The organism is Macrococcus brunensis, assembly GCF_004359615.1.
GTDB lineage: Bacteria > Bacillota > Bacilli > Staphylococcales > Staphylococcaceae > Macrococcus > Macrococcus brunensis.
The window spans coordinates 28,342-48,064 of sequence record NZ_SCWA01000016.1 but is presented as its reverse complement, the minus strand read 5'-3'; the positions used below and the strand labels follow the sequence as shown (position 1 = coordinate 48,064).

The 19,723-nt window shown below is 37.7% G+C and carries 19 protein-coding genes, 1 pseudogene, 1 riboswitch and 1 other annotated feature; of the genes and pseudogenes, 16 read left to right on the top strand and 4 right to left on the bottom strand.

What is annotated here, in order from left to right; genetic code table 11:
- The 6 genes and pseudogenes from ERX27_RS08925 to rpsI (ERX27_RS11655) form a co-directional block, all read left to right on the top strand.
- Positions 1-120: IS3 family transposase (locus ERX27_RS08925; protein ID WP_165983039.1), on the top strand; the 120-nt coding region annotated here is incomplete at its 5' end.
- 6 nt (positions 121-126) lie between these two features.
- The gene (locus tag ERX27_RS08920) at positions 127-522 is read left to right on the top strand and encodes a HEPN domain-containing protein (RefSeq protein ID WP_341777587.1); all 396 of its coding nucleotides are present in this window, start codon (positions 127-129) and stop codon (positions 520-522) included.
- 244 nt (positions 523-766) lie between these two features.
- Positions 767-856, top strand: a complete 90-nt coding sequence (rpsI, locus tag ERX27_RS08915) for a 30S ribosomal protein S9 (protein ID WP_111626126.1) — start codon at positions 767-769, stop codon at positions 854-856.
- A gap of 302 nt (positions 857-1,158) precedes the next feature.
- Positions 1,159-2,583 carry an ATP-binding protein gene (locus ERX27_RS08910; RefSeq protein WP_133432493.1) on the top strand — a complete coding sequence of 475 codons (1,425 nt, stop codon included), beginning with the start codon at positions 1,159-1,161 and terminating at the stop codon, positions 2,581-2,583.
- Positions 2,584-2,847: 264 nt separating this feature from the next.
- Positions 2,848-3,642: a DUF2785 domain-containing protein gene (locus tag ERX27_RS08905; RefSeq protein WP_165983139.1), complete on the top strand. Its 795-nt coding sequence runs from the start codon at positions 2,848-2,850 to the stop codon at positions 3,640-3,642.
- 178 nt (positions 3,643-3,820) lie between these two features.
- Positions 3,821-3,880 (top strand): annotated as a pseudogene (rpsI, locus tag ERX27_RS11655) (30S ribosomal protein S9); the annotation flags it as partial.
- Positions 3,881-4,318: 438 nt separating this feature from the next.
- Here the strand turns inward: rpsI (ERX27_RS11655) and ERX27_RS08895 are convergent.
- Both ERX27_RS08895 and isaB read right to left on the bottom strand, forming a co-directional pair.
- Entirely contained in the window at positions 4,319-5,440 is a 1,122-nt protein-coding gene (locus ERX27_RS08895) for an IS4 family transposase (protein WP_133432491.1), read from the bottom strand.
- A gap of 417 nt (positions 5,441-5,857) precedes the next feature.
- Positions 5,858-6,400 carry an immunodominant staphylococcal antigen IsaB family protein gene (isaB, locus tag ERX27_RS08890; RefSeq protein WP_133432490.1) on the bottom strand — a complete coding sequence of 181 codons (543 nt, stop codon included), beginning with the start codon at positions 6,398-6,400 and terminating at the stop codon, positions 5,858-5,860.
- Positions 6,401-6,756: 356 nt separating this feature from the next.
- Here isaB and ERX27_RS11590 point away from each other — a divergent pair, with 356 nt between their 5' ends.
- The 6 genes from ERX27_RS11590 (at position 6,757) to ERX27_RS08870 (ending at position 10,789) form a co-directional block, all read left to right on the top strand.
- Positions 6,757-6,888 (top strand): hypothetical protein, encoded by a 132-nt coding sequence (locus ERX27_RS11590; protein ID WP_279434109.1) that lies wholly within the window; start codon positions 6,757-6,759, stop codon positions 6,886-6,888.
- Between the two features lie 459 nt (positions 6,889-7,347).
- Positions 7,348-7,584 (top strand): hypothetical protein, encoded by a 237-nt coding sequence (locus tag ERX27_RS08885; protein ID WP_133432489.1) that lies wholly within the window; start codon positions 7,348-7,350, stop codon positions 7,582-7,584.
- Between the two features lie 512 nt (positions 7,585-8,096).
- Positions 8,097-8,606: an accessory gene regulator B family protein gene (locus ERX27_RS08880; protein ID WP_133432488.1), complete on the top strand. Its 510-nt coding sequence runs from the start codon at positions 8,097-8,099 to the stop codon at positions 8,604-8,606.
- 1 nt (position 8,607) lies between these two features.
- On the top strand, positions 8,608-8,745 hold the full coding sequence (locus tag ERX27_RS11420; RefSeq protein ID WP_165983138.1) for a hypothetical protein: 138 nt from the start codon (positions 8,608-8,610) through the stop codon (positions 8,743-8,745).
- Positions 8,745-10,061, top strand: coding sequence for a sensor histidine kinase (locus ERX27_RS08875; protein ID WP_133432487.1), 1,317 nt, complete (start codon positions 8,745-8,747; stop codon positions 10,059-10,061). Before ERX27_RS11420 ends, ERX27_RS08875 begins: the two co-directional genes overlap by 1 nt.
- Before the next feature lie 5 nt (positions 10,062-10,066).
- Complete coding sequence (locus ERX27_RS08870) at positions 10,067-10,789, top strand: LytR/AlgR family response regulator transcription factor (RefSeq protein WP_133432486.1); 723 nt, start codon at positions 10,067-10,069, stop codon at positions 10,787-10,789.
- A gap of 39 nt (positions 10,790-10,828) precedes the next feature.
- Here the strand turns inward: ERX27_RS08870 and ERX27_RS08865 are convergent, their stop codons facing one another.
- Together ERX27_RS08865 and ERX27_RS08860 are read right to left on the bottom strand one after the other, a co-directional pair.
- Positions 10,829-11,770, bottom strand: a complete 942-nt coding sequence (locus ERX27_RS08865) for an ABC transporter permease (RefSeq protein WP_133432485.1) — start codon at positions 11,768-11,770, stop codon at positions 10,829-10,831.
- Positions 11,763-12,683 (bottom strand): ABC transporter ATP-binding protein, encoded by a 921-nt coding sequence (locus ERX27_RS08860; RefSeq protein WP_133432484.1) that lies wholly within the window; start codon positions 12,681-12,683, stop codon positions 11,763-11,765. The genes ERX27_RS08865 and ERX27_RS08860 overlap by 8 nt, the downstream gene beginning before the upstream one ends.
- A gap of 275 nt (positions 12,684-12,958) precedes the next feature.
- Positions 12,959-13,202: a binding site (T-box leader), on the top strand.
- 90 nt (positions 13,203-13,292) lie between these two features.
- On the opposite strand from ERX27_RS08860, the gene ERX27_RS08855 reads away from it, so the two are divergent.
- The 4 genes from ERX27_RS08855 to ERX27_RS08840 all read left to right on the top strand — a co-directional run bounded on the left by ERX27_RS08855 (position 13,293) and on the right by ERX27_RS08840 (position 19,719).
- Positions 13,293-15,122, top strand: a complete 1,830-nt coding sequence (locus ERX27_RS08855; protein ID WP_133432483.1) for a bifunctional homocysteine S-methyltransferase/methylenetetrahydrofolate reductase — start codon at positions 13,293-13,295, stop codon at positions 15,120-15,122.
- On the top strand, positions 15,116-17,350 hold the full coding sequence (gene metE, locus ERX27_RS08850) for a 5-methyltetrahydropteroyltriglutamate--homocysteine S-methyltransferase (RefSeq protein WP_208001777.1): 2,235 nt from the start codon (positions 15,116-15,118) through the stop codon (positions 17,348-17,350). The genes ERX27_RS08855 and metE overlap by 7 nt, the downstream gene beginning before the upstream one ends.
- Before the next feature lie 323 nt (positions 17,351-17,673).
- A riboswitch (SAM riboswitch) is annotated at positions 17,674-17,776 on the top strand.
- 85 nt (positions 17,777-17,861) lie between these two features.
- The gene (locus ERX27_RS08845; RefSeq protein ID WP_133432481.1) at positions 17,862-18,794 is read left to right on the top strand and encodes an ABC transporter permease; all 933 of its coding nucleotides are present in this window, start codon (positions 17,862-17,864) and stop codon (positions 18,792-18,794) included.
- Between the two features lie 55 nt (positions 18,795-18,849).
- Positions 18,850-19,719 carry an ABC transporter permease gene (locus ERX27_RS08840; protein ID WP_420827912.1) on the top strand — a complete coding sequence of 290 codons (870 nt, stop codon included), beginning with the start codon at positions 18,850-18,852 and terminating at the stop codon, positions 19,717-19,719.
- The last annotated feature ends 4 nt before the right edge of the window (positions 19,720-19,723 follow it).

Sequence of the window (19,723 nt, the reverse complement as noted above, 5' to 3'; positions counted from 1 at the left end):
ATTGAACTTTTTGATTATGTGAACTGGTATAACAATGTCAGGCCGCACGGCGCATTAAATTATCTAACACCAAGGGAATATAAAGAAATATTCTATAAAAACTGTCCAATATTATGTTGACAGACCATTATTGATTTTATTGATAAAAATATCGATAATCAATCATATTTCATTGATAGAGTTAAATTTGTTGAAGAAAGTGTAAGTTTTAGAACAAGACTTAAACAGAGTTTTAATAAATTACCTTTGAAATATCAGCAAGAGTTAAGTGACTATGTAAACAAAAAATTCGGTTATAATAGAGCGATTAATAGAAATATAAGAACTCTATCCAATAAACTTGTAGATGATAGAAATAATTTTATTCATAATAATATTATTCAAGAATCTAAAATATATAATTTAGAAGATAATCTTTTTGAAGAAGCAACAATGCTACAAAAGTTTTTAAGATATCTAATATTAAGAGAACTAGGTATTCCAGAAGACTTATTGTTGAAAGATAATTATATGTATCCATAAAAATTAAATGAATATAGAAATTTTATTTGATTTTAGTGTTGAAATAAAGCAATAAAATTAAGCAAAATAAATAGAAACAAGTTGCAATCATTTGAAGCTACTAGAATTAAGAAAAATAAATTAGTGATACTACCGGCCAGCAGTTTATTTGGTTACCCTTTAGTTACCCCTGAGTGATATTTGAGGCAATTCTATACAATCGAAAAAATCAGAAATCCTTTAATATCAAGGCTTACGACAGTCTATACAACTGTACGAAATCCTAAAGTTTTTTGAACGTAAAAAACCAGGTCTTAAAGGCGCACGTCGTTCACCACAGTTCTCAAAACGTTAATTCCTTTTATACCAAGGGTTCAAGGTACTTCTCGAAAATATTCGGGAGGTGCTTTTTTATATGTTCTCGACATGGATGTTACCCTTAAAGTATCTTAATAGGGTTTTACCAAGGTAACATTATAGAATGAAATAAAGATATATGACAGTTTATGATACTGATTGATACTAAGTGAAATGCTAATAATTTTTTATCTGCTGACATACGTATAGTGATCGTATTACTATCCAGATATTTCGGTTCGTTATGTTATAATTTGATATGACAAATTCCTTTTATGAACGGTTATTGAGGTGAAAAATATGATAGACAGAATAAATTTCTATCAGTATGAATCGGAAGGTCAATTGCTGGATAGAAAAAGAGCATCCATTCATCCTAAAGATATAGCCCAGCATATCAGTGCTTTTGCGAATGCTGAAGGTGGTGTCTTAGTTATTGGGATCGAAGATAATGGAGAAATCAGCGGATTTAATCATCCGAAAGCAAAGAGTATGGAGGAGTATATTGAAGCACCATTCGAGTATCTTTCGAGAGCACCTCGCTATTCTCATGAAATAATAGAAGTTGAAAATAGTGAAGGTAATGAAGATAAAATTCTGCTGTTTAATATAGAACCTAGCTATGATGCCATTATCACTCTAAAAGATGATTCTGTTTATCTGCGAGTGAATGATAAAAGTAAGAAACTGACCCATCCACAGATCACAAATCTAGAATATGATCGTGGGGCAAGACGTTTTGAAGAAGAACTTGTTGAATATTCTTCTATAGATGATGTAAATGAAGAACTGGTAGATGAATTTAAGGAACTGTTAGGTACGCATGTAAGTACTGAGAAGTTGCTGAAAGCCAGAGGTTTTATGAGAAATGAACAACTGACAGTAGCAGGTTTACTTCTATTTAGTGATAATATCAATGTCTATTTTCCGAGTGCTCGTATTCGTTTTATGAGGTATGAAGGGACTAAAGAAGAATCAGGATCAAGACTGAATGTGGTTAAAGATATAACTTTTGAGAATGCGTTACCTAAAGCTATTAGAGAAGCGAGAGCATTTATCAATACGCAGTTACGAGAATATACGTTCTTAGGGAAAGAAGGGAGATTTGTCACGCTTCCTGAGTATCCTGAGTTTGCTTGGTTCGAGGGCATGATTAATGCCATCGTTCATCGCAGATATGATAATCAAGGGGATCATATCAGAATAAAAATGTTTGATGACAGGCTAGAAATAAATAGTCCAGGTGCACTTCCGGCTTCAGTTACTTTAGAGAATATTAAAGAAGAGCGATATTCAAGAAATCCTAAACTGGCTGCAGCCCTTACTCAATATAAGTGGGTAAGAGAATCAAATGAAGGCGTTGGGCGTATATTTGATGAAATGAAGGACTACTTCTTGGATGATCCAGTCTATTCAGAGCCCAACAATAGTGCAGTTCAGCTGACTTTAAAGAATAATATTGTTGCCAGAAAAGAGAGAGAGACAGGGCGAGTAAGTAAGATAATAACGCCTGAATTATTTGAAAGCTTAAATGAGCAGCAAGAAATGATTGTGAGACATTTATATAATCAAGGAGAATTAACAGCTTCACAAATTGCAAATGTAATCCGAAGATCTATTCCTACAGCGAGAAAAAGATTGAAGGAACTAGAGGAAATGAATATTATATCTACACATGGATCAAGTAAAAATGATCCAAAAAGAACTTATTATCTACTAGACTAACGAGCAGTTTTGAAAACTTTCGAGTAAGTAAGAAAGAATTGAAGTAAAAATGATAAAAAGTCAATGCTGTCATGCATTTTTTGGGGTTTCGAGTAAAAATAAAAACTTTCGAGTAACTAGATAGTCAGTATCTTAAAATATTCTATAAATGCTTTTACAACAATGTTTAGCAGGGTTTCGAGTAAAAACTAAAACTATCGAGTAGTCGATAAAATACTAATTAATACAGTTGATAAAACAAATTAAATGAAAAGAGAAGCTTATATGATTGAGGACTTACTGAAAAAATATAAAAACAGTACTAGTGGAACATCTGAAATGCTGGATAGATTATTAACTGAAATGCTTGAAAATATAGGGCATACTGATAGTCATATACGCGATCAAATCATTTATAATGAGTTTTGCCAAATACTATTGAATAATAGTTTGAATAGAGAACAAATTAGTAAGATTATTAATCAATGTATTAAGAATCTTTCATTTAATATTGGGGAAACAAATACAGATAGTGTTTTTACTAGAAGTTTTAGCATATTGTTTTTACATGCTATTATCTGCTATGATAATCAATCAATAATACTTTCAGAGAGGGATTTTAATAAAATAATAAAAAATAGTCTGCATTATTTTAAAGTAGAAATTGATGTTCGAGGATGGGTGGAAGATAAAGGGTGGGCCCATGCTCCTGCACACACATCTGATTTAATTGTGGAATGCATTAAATCTAGATATTTTAAAAAGAACCTTGTTAACGAAATATTAGAAGGTATCAATTCTAATATATTCAAATTGCAACTAAATAGTGTTTGTTATATTGATGACGAAGATATAAGAATGTCTATGATTCTTGTGAGTTTGCTTGAAGAAAGGTATATTACTGAAAAAGAAGTTGGAATATGGTTAGCAAAACTAAAGGATTATTTGGAAACTGGTGCGAGTAAGAAAATTGAATACTACAGAAAAACTAAAAATTATACTGATTTTATAAGAGCTTTATTTTTTCAAACGGAACGCTTCAAGTATTTACAAAAAAATATTAAGATTTTGCTTAAATAAATAAGCAATATGAGAAATTATTAGAACTGCCGACCAGCAGATTTTAGTTTGAAAATGTTACCCTTTAAGTACCTTTGTTGAAATTAAGTGATTTTTATTGATACTTAGTTTTTGACAAATCCTTTAATATCAACGCTTACGACACTTCATGATTATAGCTGAAACTCTATAATTTTTTGAACGTAAAAAACCAGGTCTTAAAGGCGCTCGTCGTTCACCACAGTTCTCAAAACGTTAATGCTGGAATTGTTGCAAACTTGTTTGCTTACAAGTCCAGTACGCAAACTGGCGTAGACAGTTTGTGTTCGATTGAAACGTTTACAGCACTCTTTGGATTATTCCAAAGAGTGCTTTTTTGCATTTTTATTGATAGATTCAGTTACCTTTTAGTTACCCCTAGGGAAACTATGTGCTTGTAAACTGTTAAAAATTCAATTATGTGAAACTGTATGAGAGCATATGAAATGATCTGTTTTTTCTCTGGGATTCATACATAATAACCATGTAATATTATTTTAAATTGTGAAGACACTAGTGTTGCATAAATGAAGTCTGGATTTTCTGATACTAATTTTTCTCCGAAAATTTAAAATTTGAAAACACCTTAACAAAGGTAGTAATCATCCATTTTTTGACTATAAAATTTCCATTGGCATAGCGACAGAATACCTATGTTTTAAGGTAAGTTATCACTGATTCTTCGAATCCACAGATGGCTACTTTTCCATATTGAAACTTTAAGTAACCGTATGATTCGGAGTATGCTCATTTTACTATTTGTACTTAATTTAGTAATTATGTTTAAGCAGTATACAATCATCGCAATATAGACCTGATTAGCTACAGCTGTTTCAGAATGACCATAGAATGTTTTAACATTTAAATGTTGCTTAATCCATTTGAAGAATAGTTCAATAGACCAGCGAGATTTATAAACTTCACCAATCTCCTCTGGAGATAAATCAAATCTATTTGTGATTAAGACTAATTCATTACCTGATGAATCTTTTAGAAGTATTCTTCTAAAGTAGTTTTCACTTCTATTTAATGTGGTGCCAACAACAATCATCTGATCTGAAATTATATGACTGTTGTTATTGACTTCAAATGTTTCAATCACTCTATGTACTGCATTTTTACGAAGACGTGATACAAAAAAGTAACCATCATCAGTCATTTCATCAAACCTTTGATAATTTACATAACCTCTATCAAAGACGTAAAGACACTCTTTGTCATCAACAAAAAGTTCTAAATGATTTTGGTCATTTTCGCAAGCATTAGTTATATAGAAGTTATCCGGATAACTATCAAAATCAGGCATATGAACAAGTCTCATATGTAACTTGACGCCGGATTTTGTTTTACGAAATTTTGCCCATTGATGATTCCGTAGGTTTAGCGGTAATGTACTGGAATCAATTATCTTCAAAGGTGTTGTTAATTTTCTCTTTTGATTGAAATTATTTTTACAGTGAATTTGAGAGAGTAACTGTAAAAATATATTTTGAAAGATTTCAGTCGGTACTTCTGCTAACTTCCTGCTTAATTGAGAATAGCTTATTGAAGTAAAACCTATGGTTTTCTGTAGATCTTCTGAAAAGACACTATCACTTATAGCTCTTAAACTTTCACTTTCAACTAACTGTGAAAATAATAACAGCTTAATAAAAGATAATGTGTTTAACTTTTTTGTGTAGTGACCTAAATTAAGAATTGTGACTTGCTTTGAAATTTTTTTAAAATCAATGGGTGAAATCCATTGTTCAAATGATGATTTTCTAGTAAACTTATCCATAGGTTGTTCCTTTATTTTTGGATTTGGATGAGTATTACTACCTCCAACCATTATAAAGGAATTTTTTTATATAGAAAATTAATTTTTGGAAAATTCAATTCATAACCGAAGGTTACATTATTTTTATGCAACACTAGTGAGTTGAGATAATAAAATGGATATGATAGCTGTAGGCATTATGCTGCATTATGTGATCTATTATATGATTGTTTTTCATTTTTCATATTAGCCCATCTTTATACATTGTTTCGTGTGAAAATAACCGTCAATCTGATCTGCAGACTTAAGATTGAACCAGCGATTCAAGTAGTTCATCAATGTCTGATACTGGTCATGTAGATTTCATAAACTCAAATGATATGTTATCTAAGAAATCAGAATAAAAGCGATGAGCATGCTCATCGCCTTTTTTGCTGTCTATTGAATTGTGATAGAAACTAAATAACCCTTTTCAAAATAGGCTGTGAAGTAGGTGCCAGCTTTTGTTTTATAGAGATTCGTCACAGATGTTTTGTTATTTGATGTTGTCTGTCTGACGAGTTTGAAAGATTGATATGCCTTCTCAAATGTCTGTTTGCTGATGGATTTCGTTTTTGGCGTTAATGTAATTGCGACGATTGTGTTTTTATCGAACTTATCAATCAGATTATCGTGGCTATAGAAGCCAGCTGCACTATGTGCTTGAGTCAGACGTTTTTTATTAACCATATAACCATCAATCATCACATTATCATGATTCACCGCATCTTTGAACTGCTGGTTCAAAACAGTCTTACCGCTGTAGAAGAAATAACCGTTGTAGTAATAATAAGGCTTGGTTTTATCAAGTTGACGAGCTGTTGTATTCGTTGGGACTTTAGTTGTGGTCTGTGCCTGTGCAACGTCAGAGGTCCCAACTGAAGTAAATAAAAGTGCGGTCGCTAATCCAGAGGCGCTTAACAGTTTGAGATATTTAGACATATAAATCCTCCTCGATAAATGGTATATCTTACAATTTGTAGTATACAACATTACATAAATATTTCAATTATTTCATTGATATTTCTTAAATAATAATAAATACGTTTTGTAATATCTATTTTGTTATAAAGAAAGGATGTTATATTGAGAGAATCGAATATACGGATTTATTGAGTGCTGGAGGAAATGCGATGGTAGGAGAACAAATTAAAACAGGCTAGACGCAAGCTCATGTGAAGAGGTATCCTACATAAGCTTTGTTACTTATAGCCCGCTATTGTTCTTCTTGAAACAGGGTGTTAAATTAAAACTGAATAGTTAATTGATACTGAACTTATTGGATGGGAGGGTCTGAGATGAGTCATCTGATTGGTGATAAGTTGTCTGATGCAGAGCATAATGAGGACAGACTGGGCTGCCTGGTACTGACTGCTATAGGTCTGGTAGGATTACTGTTGCTGGCGAGTATTATTGCTGCTGTTATCTAAAGACAGCTGAATAGCTTACTTTTTATTTTATCGGCAGAAATTCCGATTAAGCATATCAAACAGATGATAAAAATAAGAGTCTGCATCATAATAGCTCCTTTATTTTCATAATTTTTCTTAAGGTAACTACGCATCTATCTTATACGATTACTGCCGAAGTTTTCTATGGGTTGATCAGCTGACGATGAAGCTAGAAAGTATTGGAAAGTTTTTGAATATTATCATAAATGGCATGACATGCTTGCACAATGGTTTGGTATCACATTTGAATAGAAAGTCACGGCGTATATAGGCAAATTCTGAAAAAGTTGAGGGGTCTGTATTGTATAAAGAACCTGATTCAAGAGACTGGAAAATATTTATCCTTGTAATAATGATACTACTGACGGGATTTTTTCTTGAAATATACTTGGATTAAGTTGTTAAGAATATATTATCTCAATAAAGGAGCGATGAAAAATGAAAGAAACATATATACATGGCATTCAGATTAAATACCATGAATCCACTCATCTCGTCCATGATAAAAACAGAGCGGTTATTCTTTCTAAAAACTTGGATGAGATACACTGCGTTATAGATTTCAACGTAGAAGATGGTAATGTGAAAAATATCAATATCAAGCCCAGATTTAATATTGATATTACGATTGAAGATGGTGTCTATATTTTTGATGTCAATTATGTGGAAGATTAGAGTCAAATTTTCGCTGCTATTTTTCGTTCGGCATTGTCTTTATCAACAGCAAATACCCTCCGACAGAATCTGCCGAAGGGTATTATAAGGGGCTAAATGTTATAATGATTATGCAGTGAATTTAGTGATTGTGTCCACGATTAATGTGATGAATTGTACGATAGTATCTACGATATTTCCAGCCATGTTAATATCCTCCTTTCTGTTATTTGATGAGAGTGATTATTGGAATTTGCTTACAGTGTCGATGATGAAAGTGATGAATGTAACAATGCCGTTGATGATATCAGTTACCATATCCTTTTCCCTCCTTCGTTCTGTAACTTATGACTTTATTATATAAGGGCTCAGAGCGAAAAAGAGGATTTTGCTTTATTTCATGCGTTTCACTTCGTAACTGTTTATTTTAACTGTTTTTATGTTACGTTTAAGAAGAAAAAAGATACAAATCTGAAAAGGCGTTCTCTTTTATGTCAGAACCTTTTAGAATAGAACTAAGGAGATGAGAGAGGATGCTTGAACAACATTTGACTGAACTTGAACAACTGAAGTTCAGGCGTGGGCTTCGTGTCATCATGAAGAACTTACTGATTTCAGCGACGATTTACTTAAGCAGCTATCTGCTTGGCATCTTCTTTCATGTCCTGGTTGCACATGGTTGTTATTTCATGATTCGTTATTTCAGTTTCGGCGCACATCTGAAGAACTTCTGGCTGTGTTTCGTGCAGAGCTGGCTGACGTTTGTCGGAGTGCCGTTCCTGCTGGTCTATAAGCTTGATCTGCGACTGTTAATTCCCGGTCTGCTGGCAGCAGCAGCCATCTGCTGGCTCGGACCGCAGCCGACACGAGCGCAACCGATTCATGCTTATATGCTTGAACCGTTGAAACTGAAAGTCCGCGTGACAGTAGGGATTCTCCTGCTGGTCAGTCTGATTATTCCTGACGGATACAGACTGATGATGTATTACGGTATCATTGTCCAGGCATTAACATTAGTTATTACTTATATGAGGAGGAACTGACATGTTAAACTTTATTCAGCATATCATTGATTTTATCGTGTTCATTGGTGACAAAAGCGTGATGAGAAGCTGCTATTTCTATTTCAACGAAGACGAACTGGATGCTAGACTGTATGAAGAAAAACGTCTGAACCACTAATGTACGATTTTAATACTTCTGAGTCAGTCATCTTTATTATCTTTCAGTGCATCTGTTTCAGCATCGCAGTGACTTTACTCGGGAACTTTAAATACAGCAGAAAGGGTATTTTGTATACCGTTCTGCTGTTTATTGTTCCTGCTGTCATTTTATTTTTTGTCTTCAGAACACTTGCCATTCTTTATTTTATTGTCTTTTATACTTTTTTCTATCGGCGACGTTCTTTTCTGGTTAATGGTCTTATTGTGCTCATAACAATTTTTATCTCTGTTATCAGTGATCATCTAGCCGCATTGATTACGATTTCTATTTTCGGTGAGAACTTCTTTTATAATGACCGTTATGTGCTTTATTTTGTCATGTTTCTCTCGCTGATGGTTGTCCTGCCTTGGCTGATCAGAACAATTTTCAATAAGGTCAAGGATTTTCAGGTGCTCTATAGCCATAACAGACTTCTTGTCCTGCTGCTTGTCGGTTATCTGGCTATTTCTATCTTGCTTATCTATCTCATTATTCCGGACCGGACACTGACGGAACGTGAATATGTCATCTATGCCTCTTTCTACATCATTTATTTCATTATCAGTTTCGGTCTGATTGTTCTTGTAGCGAGAGCTTACTATCAGAAACTGCTCCTCAGTATCAAGAGTAAGGAGAATGAAGATTACTATAAATATACAAAAGAACTTGAGAAGAATAATAATGTCATGCGCAAGTTCAAGCATGATTATGTCAATATACTGTCAACGATGTCCGGTTACATCTATAATGATGATATGGAGGGACTGAAAGTTTATTTCAGTGACTATATTGTCCCCCTGAAAGAGAATATTGATAACCAGCAGTATCAGCTCTATGGAATGAACCGTATCAATGCTGCGCCGCTGAAAGGCATACTGACGTCCAAGATGATTGAGACACAAGAGCAGAATATTTCACTTAAGGTCGATGTTTCTGATGAGATCAACAGTGAAGATATACAGATGGATATTATCGATTATACCCGCATGATTGGTATTGTCTGGGACAATGCGATTGAAGCGTCTCTGGAGATTGAAAAGAGTGAGATACAGGCTGCGCTGATGAAGACGGAAGAGAGTCTGCTTTTCGTTATTTCGAATCACTGTAAACCCGATATGCCTCCGATTGCGACGCTTTACGAAGAGAACTTCACCACTAAGAACGGACAGGGTGGCATCGGTTTAGCGAATTTAGCTGCTATTTCAGCGAAATATACGAACTTATTCCTGGATACTTCGATACAGTCGAATCTGTTTATCCAGAAGATAGAGGTGCTGTTTGTTGAAGAGAGGTGAGAAAGATGAATATTTATGTCTGTGAGGATTCAGTCGAACAGCTGAATCATATGACACAAGTCATCTCCAACTATATTATGATTGAGCAGCTGGATATGACGCTGACCTGTGCAACGACAGACCCGTATGAACTGCTTGCCGCGGTTGAACAGCACAGTGATATCGGTATTTATTTTCTTGATATTGATTTATCTGCTGATATCAACGGTATTCAGCTGGCGCAGAAGATACGCGAAATAGATGCGCTCGGCCATATCATCTTTGTCACCAGTCACAGTGAAATGACGTATCTGACTTTTAAGTATAAAGTATCAGCACTTGATTTCATCCTGAAAGATGACCGTGAGAATATTGACCGCAGTATCCGCGAATGTCTCTTGATCTGCCAGCAGCGGCTGAGCGACATAGTCGAACGTAATAAAATAGATAAGCTTGAAATAAAGTCAGGCAGTCAGAAGCTATTTATCAGTTATGAAGATATCGTCTACTTTGAGTCATCGCCGAATCCGCACCGTATTATTCTGCATCTGATGAACCGCAGGCTTGAGTTCTACGGTAATATGAAGGATTATGATGATCTCGATACGCGTTTCTTCCGTTGTCATCAGTCTTATATTATCAATGTCGATCATGTAACTTCGGTTGATAAGAAGAATCGCATTGTTCACTTTTCCAATGGCGAGACCTGTTATATCTCGGCACGTAAAATCAATAAGTTTCCGAACTGATAGAAGCCCTGCTTTTCATAATGAAAAGCAGGGCTTCTATCAGTTGATATCACGTTTGACGAATGAGTACCAGGCGACTATAAGAAAAACAAGCAGATAAATCAGTGTGACTCCAGCTGAGAACTGAATTGTCATATCATCGCGATAAGGACCGATAAAATGGTAGTAACGTGACAGGTCAGAGTTCGTGAACAGTAAGTACTTCGACCAGTCGTACTGAGCGATAAAGACAGAGGCAGTTGAACCAAGAAACATGATAAACATACTCAGTCCGATGGCGAGTGAACTGCTTCTGAGCAGACTTGAAATCATAAAGCCGAATGTACCAAGCGTCAGGATATGAACCAGTTTCAGACCATAGACCAGCAGTCCTTCCTGCAGGAAATGCCGGTGGACAAAATGATCCGGTCTTTCAAACACCAGCTCCGGATTTAAGCCTGAGACGCCGAAGAACAGGGCACCCACTACATAAGTCAGAATGAAGAGCACGGTCATCGTCAGTACTGAGAAAAGAATGACCGCGATATATTTAGAAGCGAGAATCGTTGTTCTAGTCACTGGACGTATCAGCAGCTGCTTGATGGTCCCGTAAGTGAATTCGTTGGCAACGATGCCGCCTGCGATAACAATAGTGAAGAGACTGACTAAGGCGGTCAGAAAGACATTATCGATAACGAAGTCACCGGCCTGATAGTGATGAGGCTTAATATTATGCTCAAGATAGTAATTGTTCTTCTCTATTGTCTGTTTGACATGCGCTGGATTCAGTTTCTTATTGCTTGCCAGTTCTTTATTCTGCTGCTGCAGTTGCTGCTGCCAGTCGCTCTTATAAGTCGTTTCGGTATCAATCACGTCGCTTGAGGCTGTCAGCATAGCGACACCGATAACAGCGGCCAGCATAACGAGGAAAATCAGCCAGATTGTTCTACTGGCGAATATTTTTTTAAGTTCATTTGTGATTAAATCCCACATCTTATTCATAGGTATCGTCTCCTATCATTTCGAAGAATCGTTCTTCCAGTGTTGATACGTGAGGAATGACTGTATAGAGCGCGATGTAATGCGAGACGAGTGCGCTGATGATTTCAGGCAGAGCAGCCTCTTCTGTCTGCAGATAAAGCTGTGCATCCTTGATACTGACAGCATTTACTGTAGGAAGCGTCTTCAGGATTTTCAAGGCTGCTTCAGGCGTCGCTACTTTCATGACATATGTATGGATGACATTCTGGTTTCTTTCTCTTAGGTTCTGCGTGGTGATGAGTTCACCATTTTTGATGACACCGATGCGATCACACATAAGCTCAATCTCACTGAGAAGGTGGGAGGAGATGATAATCGCAACATTCTCTTTCTCAGCCAGCATCCTGATATAATGGCGGATTTCCTTGATACCTGCAGGATCAAGTCCATTAGTCGGCTCATCAAGAATTAAGACAGAAGGATGATGTAAAATAGAGACCGCAATGCCAAGCCGCTGACGCATACCGAGTGAGTACTGCTTCACTTTCATATGAATAGCATCTGTCAGACCGACGAGATCAGCGACCTCCAGAATTCTCTCCTTCGTTACACCGTCATTCATCTTAGCGAAATGCTTCAGATTATCATAGCCCGTCATAAAAGGATAGAGTTCAGGATTCTCGACAATCGCACCGACCCCTCGTATCGCCTTCTTGAAATCTTTACTGATATGAAAGCCGTTGATATAAATATCACCGCTCGACATGGTGTTCAGACCGACAATCATGCGGATAGTAGATGTCTTACCTGCACCGTTCGGCCCTAAAAATCCGAAAACCTCACCGGCGTTGACAGAAAAGCTCAGGTCTTTGATGATATGTGACTGACCTATATATTTATTGACGTTCTCAAGTTTCAGTACTTCTTTGGACATAAAGACCCCTCACGATGCTTTTTCACTTATTGTGACATAAGATGACGACGGGGCGGCTGTTTATTCGTATTTGTCTGGAAATAACTCTTATTCGTTGAGATGCTATTCTTATTTTAGACAGATAAAAAATGATGTTTTTTCCAAATGATTATCATAAATGAATAATTTTAGGGAATATATTATCACTTTCAAACAGAATATTATAAATTTTCAAAAAACTTGTTGACACTTATACGGAATGTATATAAACTTACATTAATCAAATTCATCATTTTAAAAGCACAGTAATGAGGAGAGTAAATCCTTAAATTCGTTTCAAAGAGAGTCTCCATATGGTGAAAGGAGATAACGGATACTGATTGAAAATGGCCTCTGAGTGGTGACATCGATATTTAGATGTCAACGGGTTCGCCCGTTATAGCGATACAGTATTAATGTTCGATACAGCGTACTGGAAGAGGTCTATTTAGTGATGAATAGATGAATAAAGGTGGTACCACGGCAGCTCCCGTCCTTTAAATCCTGTTAAGCATGGATTTAAAGGACGGGGCTTTTTTCGTTTGCTGTTATTTAATTTTATTTTTATATCACTTGTAAAGGAGGAATGCTATGACCATTCTAGACACGTTGAAAAAAAGGATATTAGTAGGGGATGGCGCGATGGGGACGTTACTTTATGCGGAAGGACTGGATACTTGTCCGGAACATTATAATCTTACGCATCCTGATAAAGTAGAGGCCATTCACAGGCTTTATGTGGAAGCGGGTGCAGATGTTATTCAGACCAATACGTATGGTGCAAATTTTGAGAAGCTGAAAGCTTATGGACTTGAACATCGCGTAAAGGAGATTCATCAATCTGCTGTAGCGATTGCGAAAAGAGCGGCAGGGCCTGATACTTTTGTTGTAGGGACTGTGGGGGGCTTCCGTGGCATTAAGAAACTGGAACTATCTCTATCCGCTATTCTTTATCATACTTCCTTCCAGATAGATACGCTGGTCCAGGAAGGAGTAGATGCTATTCTTTTTGAGACTTATTATGATGTTGAAGAATTACTTGCAGTCGTTGAATATGCGCGCTCATTCAAGATTCCGATTATTGCGCAGTTAACAGCGCAGGACACTTGCTTCTTGAAAGATGGCACTGTCATACAAGATGCGCTGATTCGCCTTGAAGCAACGGGTGCAGATATTATCGGACTTAACTGTCATCACGGTCCTCATCATATGAATCAGACTTATAAACATCTTGCTCTGCCGGAACATGCATTTCTGTCCTGTTATCCTAATGCGAGTCTTCTCGATATTGAAGATAATATGCTGAAGTACTCAGATAATGCAGTGTATTTCTCTCAAGTGACACGCGAACTCGTCCGGGAAGGAGTCAGGCTGATTGGAGGATGCTGTGGCACCACCCCTTCACATATTAGGCGGATAAAAGATGCGGTAGCAGACTTAAAACCTGCTACCTCAAAGAATGTTATTCCGTTTCAGAGGGGTGCGCAGAGTGTCATACAGAAAAAAGAACCGAGTCTGAAGGAACTGGTGGAACAGCGTCCGACAATTATTGTAGAACTGGATACACCTAAACATCTGGATAAAGGACAGTTTTTCAGAGGGATAGAGGCGTTAGAGAAAGCACAGGTCGATGCAGTCACTTTGGCGGACAATTCCCTTGCTTGTGTCAGGATGTGTAATATCGCTGCTGCCAGTATGATTAAGCATCACTATAATATCAGACCGCTTGTGCATATTGCCTGTAGGGACAAAAATATCATCGGTCTTCAGTCCAGCTTGATGGGGCTTGCAGCTTTAGGGATTAGTGATGTACTTGCTGTGACAGGTGACCCTTCTAAAGTAGGGAATTTTCCGGGGGCTACCTCTGTATTTGATGTCAACTCACTTGGACTTGCTGAAATAATCCGACAGTTCAACAGAGGAATCGGTGCGGATGGCTCTTCTCTCAGGAAACACACAACGTTTACGGTAGCAGGTGCATTTAATGCGAATGTCAGTAAACTCCATGCAAGCGTGCAGAGACTCCGGAAAAAGCAGGAGGCAGGTGTGGATTATTTTATTACCCAGCCTATTTATGACAAGAATAAAATCAGGGAAATATACAATTCTGCAAGACAGCTTGATACATCTATATTTATCGGTATTATGCCGATTACCAGCTATAAAAATGCACTTTTTCTTCACAATGAAGTGCCGGGCATTAAATTGCCTGAAGAACTGATTGAGGCCTTTAGAATAGTTAAAGATGATAGAGACAAAACACAGAAATTATCACTTGAAATCTGTCAGGAACTAATTGATGAAACACTTAAGTATTTTAATGGTATTTATCTAGTGACGCCGTTCCTTAAATATGAACTGACGGTTGAGCTAGCAGAGTATGCGCAGCGGTTAACAAAAAAACAGGGGGTAGTATTATGACAATTAAAACTTCAAATTTAGGATTTCCAAGACTAGGTAAAAATCGTGAATGGAAAAAAGCAATTGAAAATTACTGGGCAGGAAATATTGCTGAAGAAGAACTGAACCAGCTATTAGATGAACTTGAACATGAAAACATCGAAATCCAGCGCCTTCATCATCTTGATTCAGTACCAGTCGGTGATTTCTCACGATATGATCACATACTGGATGCGTCACTGTTATTTAATATTATTCCAAAACGTTTCCAGGGCAGAGAAGTGAATGATGACCTACTTTTTGACATTGCGAGAGGGAACAGAGAACACGTAGCAAGTGCGTTGATTAAATGGTTCAATACTAATTATCATTATATTGTACCTGAATGGGATGACGTTACACCTTGTCTGAACACGGAACGTTTAAAACAGTATTATAACGAAACAGGGCACTTCCATTCAGTTATCCCTGGACCTATCACTTTTGTTGCTCTGTCAAAAGGTGGAGAGCAGTCATTTGAGGACAAAGTCAGAACGCTTCTGCCGTTATATAAAGAAGTCATCAATCACGTCTCAGCAAAGGGTGCAGATTACATTCAATTAGATGAGCCGATTCTTGTAACCGATCAGGCATCAGATTTAAAAGCAATCACAAAAGAAGCTTATGAATTCCTTGCCCAGGAATCAGATGGCAAAGTGGTGCTTCAGACCTACTTCGAACGTGTTGATCTCTCTTTCGTCGCAGAACTGCCGGTCTACGGTTTAGGTCTGGATTTTGTCCATGATAACGGCTATAATCTGAAACAAATAAAAGAGGGCTTGTTCCCGTCTGACAAAGTACTCTATGCAGGTATTATTGATGGCAGAAATGTCTGGGCGTCTGACATCGAATCAAAGAAGAATTTAATCGAGACCCTGCAGGAATATGTTTCTGACATCGTCATTCAGCCTTCTTCCTCTCTGCTTCATGTACCAGTAACGCTCGAAAAAGAAGAGATTGACCAAGCAGTTCTAGACGGGTTAAGCTTTGCAGTCGAGAAACTTGATGAACTCTATGCACTGAAACAATTATTTAATGAGCAGGATGCAGCACTTTATGAACAACTGAAAGAGCGCTATACACGCTTTCAGAATCAGGGTTTCAAAAAGCTGGATTACCAGTATGATGCGGTAAGAGCCAGCCGCGAGTCATCTTTCGAAACTAGAAGAGTCCTGCAGAATGACGCTCTGCAGCTACCGGAACTACCTACTACGACCATAGGTTCATTTCCACAGTCAAAAGAAGTAAGAAAGTATCGTGCAGACTGGAAGAATAAAAGAATATCAGATGAGGAATATCAGTCATTCCTTGAACATGAAATTAAGCGCTGGATAGAAATCCAGGAAGAATTAGGGCTGGATGTACTGGTGCATGGAGAATTTGAACGTAATGATATGGTTGAATTCTTCGGTGAGAAGCTGGAAGGCTTCCTTGTAACACGTTATGGCTGGGTACAGTCTTATGGTTCAAGAGCCGTTAAGCCGCCGATTATCTATGGCGATATCAAATGGACAGAGCCTCTTACGCTGAAAGAAACAATCTATGCACAGAGTCTGACAGATAAGCCGGTCAAAGGAATGCTGACAGGACCCGTCACTATCTTGAACTGGTCATTTGAGCGGACGGACTTGCCGCGACACGTCGTACAGAATCAAATTGCGCTTGCTATTAATGAAGAAGTATTAGCGCTGGAACAAGCAGGTATTAAAGTCATTCAGGTCGATGAACCTGCACTGCGAGAAGGTCTGCCACTCAGAAAAGAATACCATGAAGACTATCTGGAAAAAGCGGTCCATGCTTTCAAGCTGGCGACATCATCAGTTGATGACAGAACGCAGATTCATACACATATGTGCTATTCGCAGTTTGGTCAGATCATCCATTCCATCAAAGCACTCGATGCAGATGTCATTTCCATTGAAACTTCCAGAAGTCATGGTGACTTGATTAAAGATTTCGAAGATATTACTTATGGTTTAGGAATAGGACTGGGGGTTTATGATATTCACAGTCCAAGAATTCCGACACAGAAAGAAATAGCGACAGCGATAGAACGTGCACTTCAGCAGATTGATCGCTCATTATTCTGGGTGAACCCTGATTGTGGGCTGAAGACAAGAAACGAAGAAGAAGTGCGTGAAGCGCTGGCTGTATTAGTTCAGACTGTAGAACTGTTCAGGAAAAATCAGCAAGTGAGTGAACGTGCATAATTTAACGCTTCAATATCACCCGTTGAGAAATCCGTATTGAAGGTCAGCATAGCCTGCTGACCTTTCTTTGTCTGTTCAATAATATTGATATTAAGTAAGAAATATTACGTGAGAAAAAATGCATAATTATTCCACGTAATTAAAATAGCAGTTAAGTAGATAATGAACTGTTTTATATAGTTACATCAAAGTGAATATAGATAATTAAACTAAAATTTCTAATTATTCTGTGTATTGAAAGAAATCCAAAAAAATAAAATTTTCTGTTGACTTAAAATTTTTTAGGAGTAAGATAATAATCAATAAATTAAATAAATTTTTAACTCTTATCCAGAGAGGTGGAGGGACAGGCCCTACGAAACCTCGGCAGCAGATTCTTGATGAACACTGTGCCAATTCCTGCAACGAAAGTTGTAAAGATGAGACGAGACTATATGGTATAGATTCCTGTGGACTTGTTCTTGTCCACGGGATTTTTTTGTGGAGTTAAATACAGAAGGAGGGTTTATCATTGGTCATTGTTCGTAAGATTGCCAGTATCATGATCACGATGTGGCTGATTGTTACAGTTACATTTATCATCATGCATTCCATTCCTGGTGATCCATTTTCAAATGACTCTAAAGCATTATCAGAAGAACAGCTGAACCATATGAAGGCGAAGTTTCATCTGGATCAACCGGTTCTGAATCAGTATTTTATTTATCTTAAGAATATCGCCATGTTTGATCTCGGACCTTCTATTCAGTCAGAAAGCCGGGATGTGAATACCATCATTGGTGAAGGGATTGGTGCCTCTGCGCTTCTCGGTATTCAGTCTATTGTCATTGCTCTGATTGGCGGTATCATTCTAGGGACTATCGCAGCGATTTATAAGCATCGTTTCATGGATTTTCTTGCCTTATTCATTGCGATTATTGGTATCTCGGTTCCAAGTTTTATTCTTGCACCTCTGTTGATCAAGTATTTCGGCGTGGAATGGCAGCTTCTGCCGATTGCCAACTTTGACTCATGGTGGCATTCAGTTTTACCGAGTCTTGCACTTGCTGTAGGACCGCTCGCCATTATTACCCGCTACGTTCGGAGCAATATGATTGAGGTGCTGAACTCCAACTATATTCGCACGGCGAAAGCTAAGGGATTACCGATGTCATACATACTCACGCAGCATGTACTGCGGAATACGTTACTCCCTGTGATTACGTTCCTCGGTCCATTATTTGCTTCAGTCGTGACTGGAACGTTTGTCATCGAAAAAGTCTTCTCGATTCCAGGTATTGGTAAATATTTTGTGGAAAGTATCTTCAACCGGGACTATCCAGTCATCATGGGAACAACGATTTTTTATAGTTTTATTTTGCTCCTGACATTGCTCTTAGTGGATGTCTGTTACCGGGTGATTGATCCAAGAATTTCGTTAAGGAGTGGTGAGAAATTTGAATAGTTACGCAGATACTTCGTTCGAGAAATTAACACAAAGAGATGACAGGCAGGAAGATATTTTAAAGCGCGCTTCTACACGGAAACAGCTGCTTCTTTCTTTTTTTAATCATAAGATGGCTATTTTAGGAATAATTGTACTATTTTGTATTATTGTGATGGCTATTATAGGGCCGATGATTTCGGGTTACGAAGGGAGTAAGCAGTCTCTGCTTGAAGCTAACCTTGCTCCCGACAGTAAGTACTGGTTCGGTACAGATGATTTAGGACGAGATGTCTTTACTCGCATCTGGCTGGGTGCTCGTATCTCTTTATCCATCGGGATTATTGCAGCACTCATTGATATCGTCGTCGGCATCGTCGTCGGAGCGATTTCAGGTTATGCAGCAGGTCGAGGTAAATGGGGAGATAGAATCGATGGTTTTCTGATGAGGATTGTAGAGATTCTATACGGTGTACCTTATCTGCTTGTGGTAATTCTGTTACTTGTCTTGATGAAACCAGGTCTAGTTACTATGATTATTGCACTTAGTCTGACAGGCTGGGTCAGCATGGCTCGAATTGTAAGGGGACAGGTGCTGCAGGTTAAACAACAGCAGTTCGTCACTGCAGCTGAACTTCTTGGCACCAGTCATGCCGGTATTCTGCTGAAGCACATCATTCCGAATATTATGGCGGTCATCATCGTCAACCTCACATTCACGATTCCATCTGCTATCTTCGCTGAATCTTTCCTCAGCTTCCTGGGGCTTGGTGTACAGGCACCTGCTGCCAGCTGGGGTACGATGGCGAATGATGCACTCGGTGTTATCTTAAGCGGTGAATGGTGGCGCTTATTATTTCCATCTTTACTGATTGCCCTGACCATGTTTTCTTTCAATGCAATAGGTGACGGTTTGCAGGACACACTTCAAGTTGAAGTAGACTAGGAGG

Excerpts from the sequence above, each read along its gene's own strand:
- ERX27_RS08910 (WP_133432493.1), top strand. The coding sequence starts at position 1,159 with ATGATAGACAGAATAAATTTCTATCAGTATGAATCGGAAGGTCAATTG.
- ERX27_RS08905 (WP_165983139.1), top strand. The coding sequence starts at position 2,848 with ATGATTGAGGACTTACTGAAAAAATATAAAAACAGTACTAGTGGAACA.
- ERX27_RS08895 (WP_133432491.1), bottom strand. The coding sequence starts at position 5,440 with ATGGATAAGTTTACTAGAAAATCATCATTTGAACAATGGATTTCACCC.
- isaB (WP_133432490.1), bottom strand. The coding sequence starts at position 6,400 with ATGTCTAAATATCTCAAACTGTTAAGCGCCTCTGGATTAGCGACCGCA.
- ERX27_RS11590 (WP_279434109.1), top strand. The coding sequence starts at position 6,757 with ATGAGTCATCTGATTGGTGATAAGTTGTCTGATGCAGAGCATAATGAG.
- ERX27_RS08885 (WP_133432489.1), top strand. The coding sequence starts at position 7,348 with ATGAAAGAAACATATATACATGGCATTCAGATTAAATACCATGAATCC.
- ERX27_RS08880 (WP_133432488.1), top strand. The coding sequence starts at position 8,097 with ATGCTTGAACAACATTTGACTGAACTTGAACAACTGAAGTTCAGGCGT.
- ERX27_RS11420 (WP_165983138.1), top strand. The coding sequence starts at position 8,608 with ATGTTAAACTTTATTCAGCATATCATTGATTTTATCGTGTTCATTGGT.
- ERX27_RS08875 (WP_133432487.1), top strand. The coding sequence starts at position 8,745 with ATGTACGATTTTAATACTTCTGAGTCAGTCATCTTTATTATCTTTCAG.
- ERX27_RS08870 (WP_133432486.1), top strand. The coding sequence starts at position 10,067 with ATGAATATTTATGTCTGTGAGGATTCAGTCGAACAGCTGAATCATATG.
- ERX27_RS08865 (WP_133432485.1), bottom strand. The coding sequence starts at position 11,770 with ATGAATAAGATGTGGGATTTAATCACAAATGAACTTAAAAAAATATTC.
- ERX27_RS08860 (WP_133432484.1), bottom strand. The coding sequence starts at position 12,683 with ATGTCCAAAGAAGTACTGAAACTTGAGAACGTCAATAAATATATAGGT.
- ERX27_RS08855 (WP_133432483.1), top strand. The coding sequence starts at position 13,293 with ATGACCATTCTAGACACGTTGAAAAAAAGGATATTAGTAGGGGATGGC.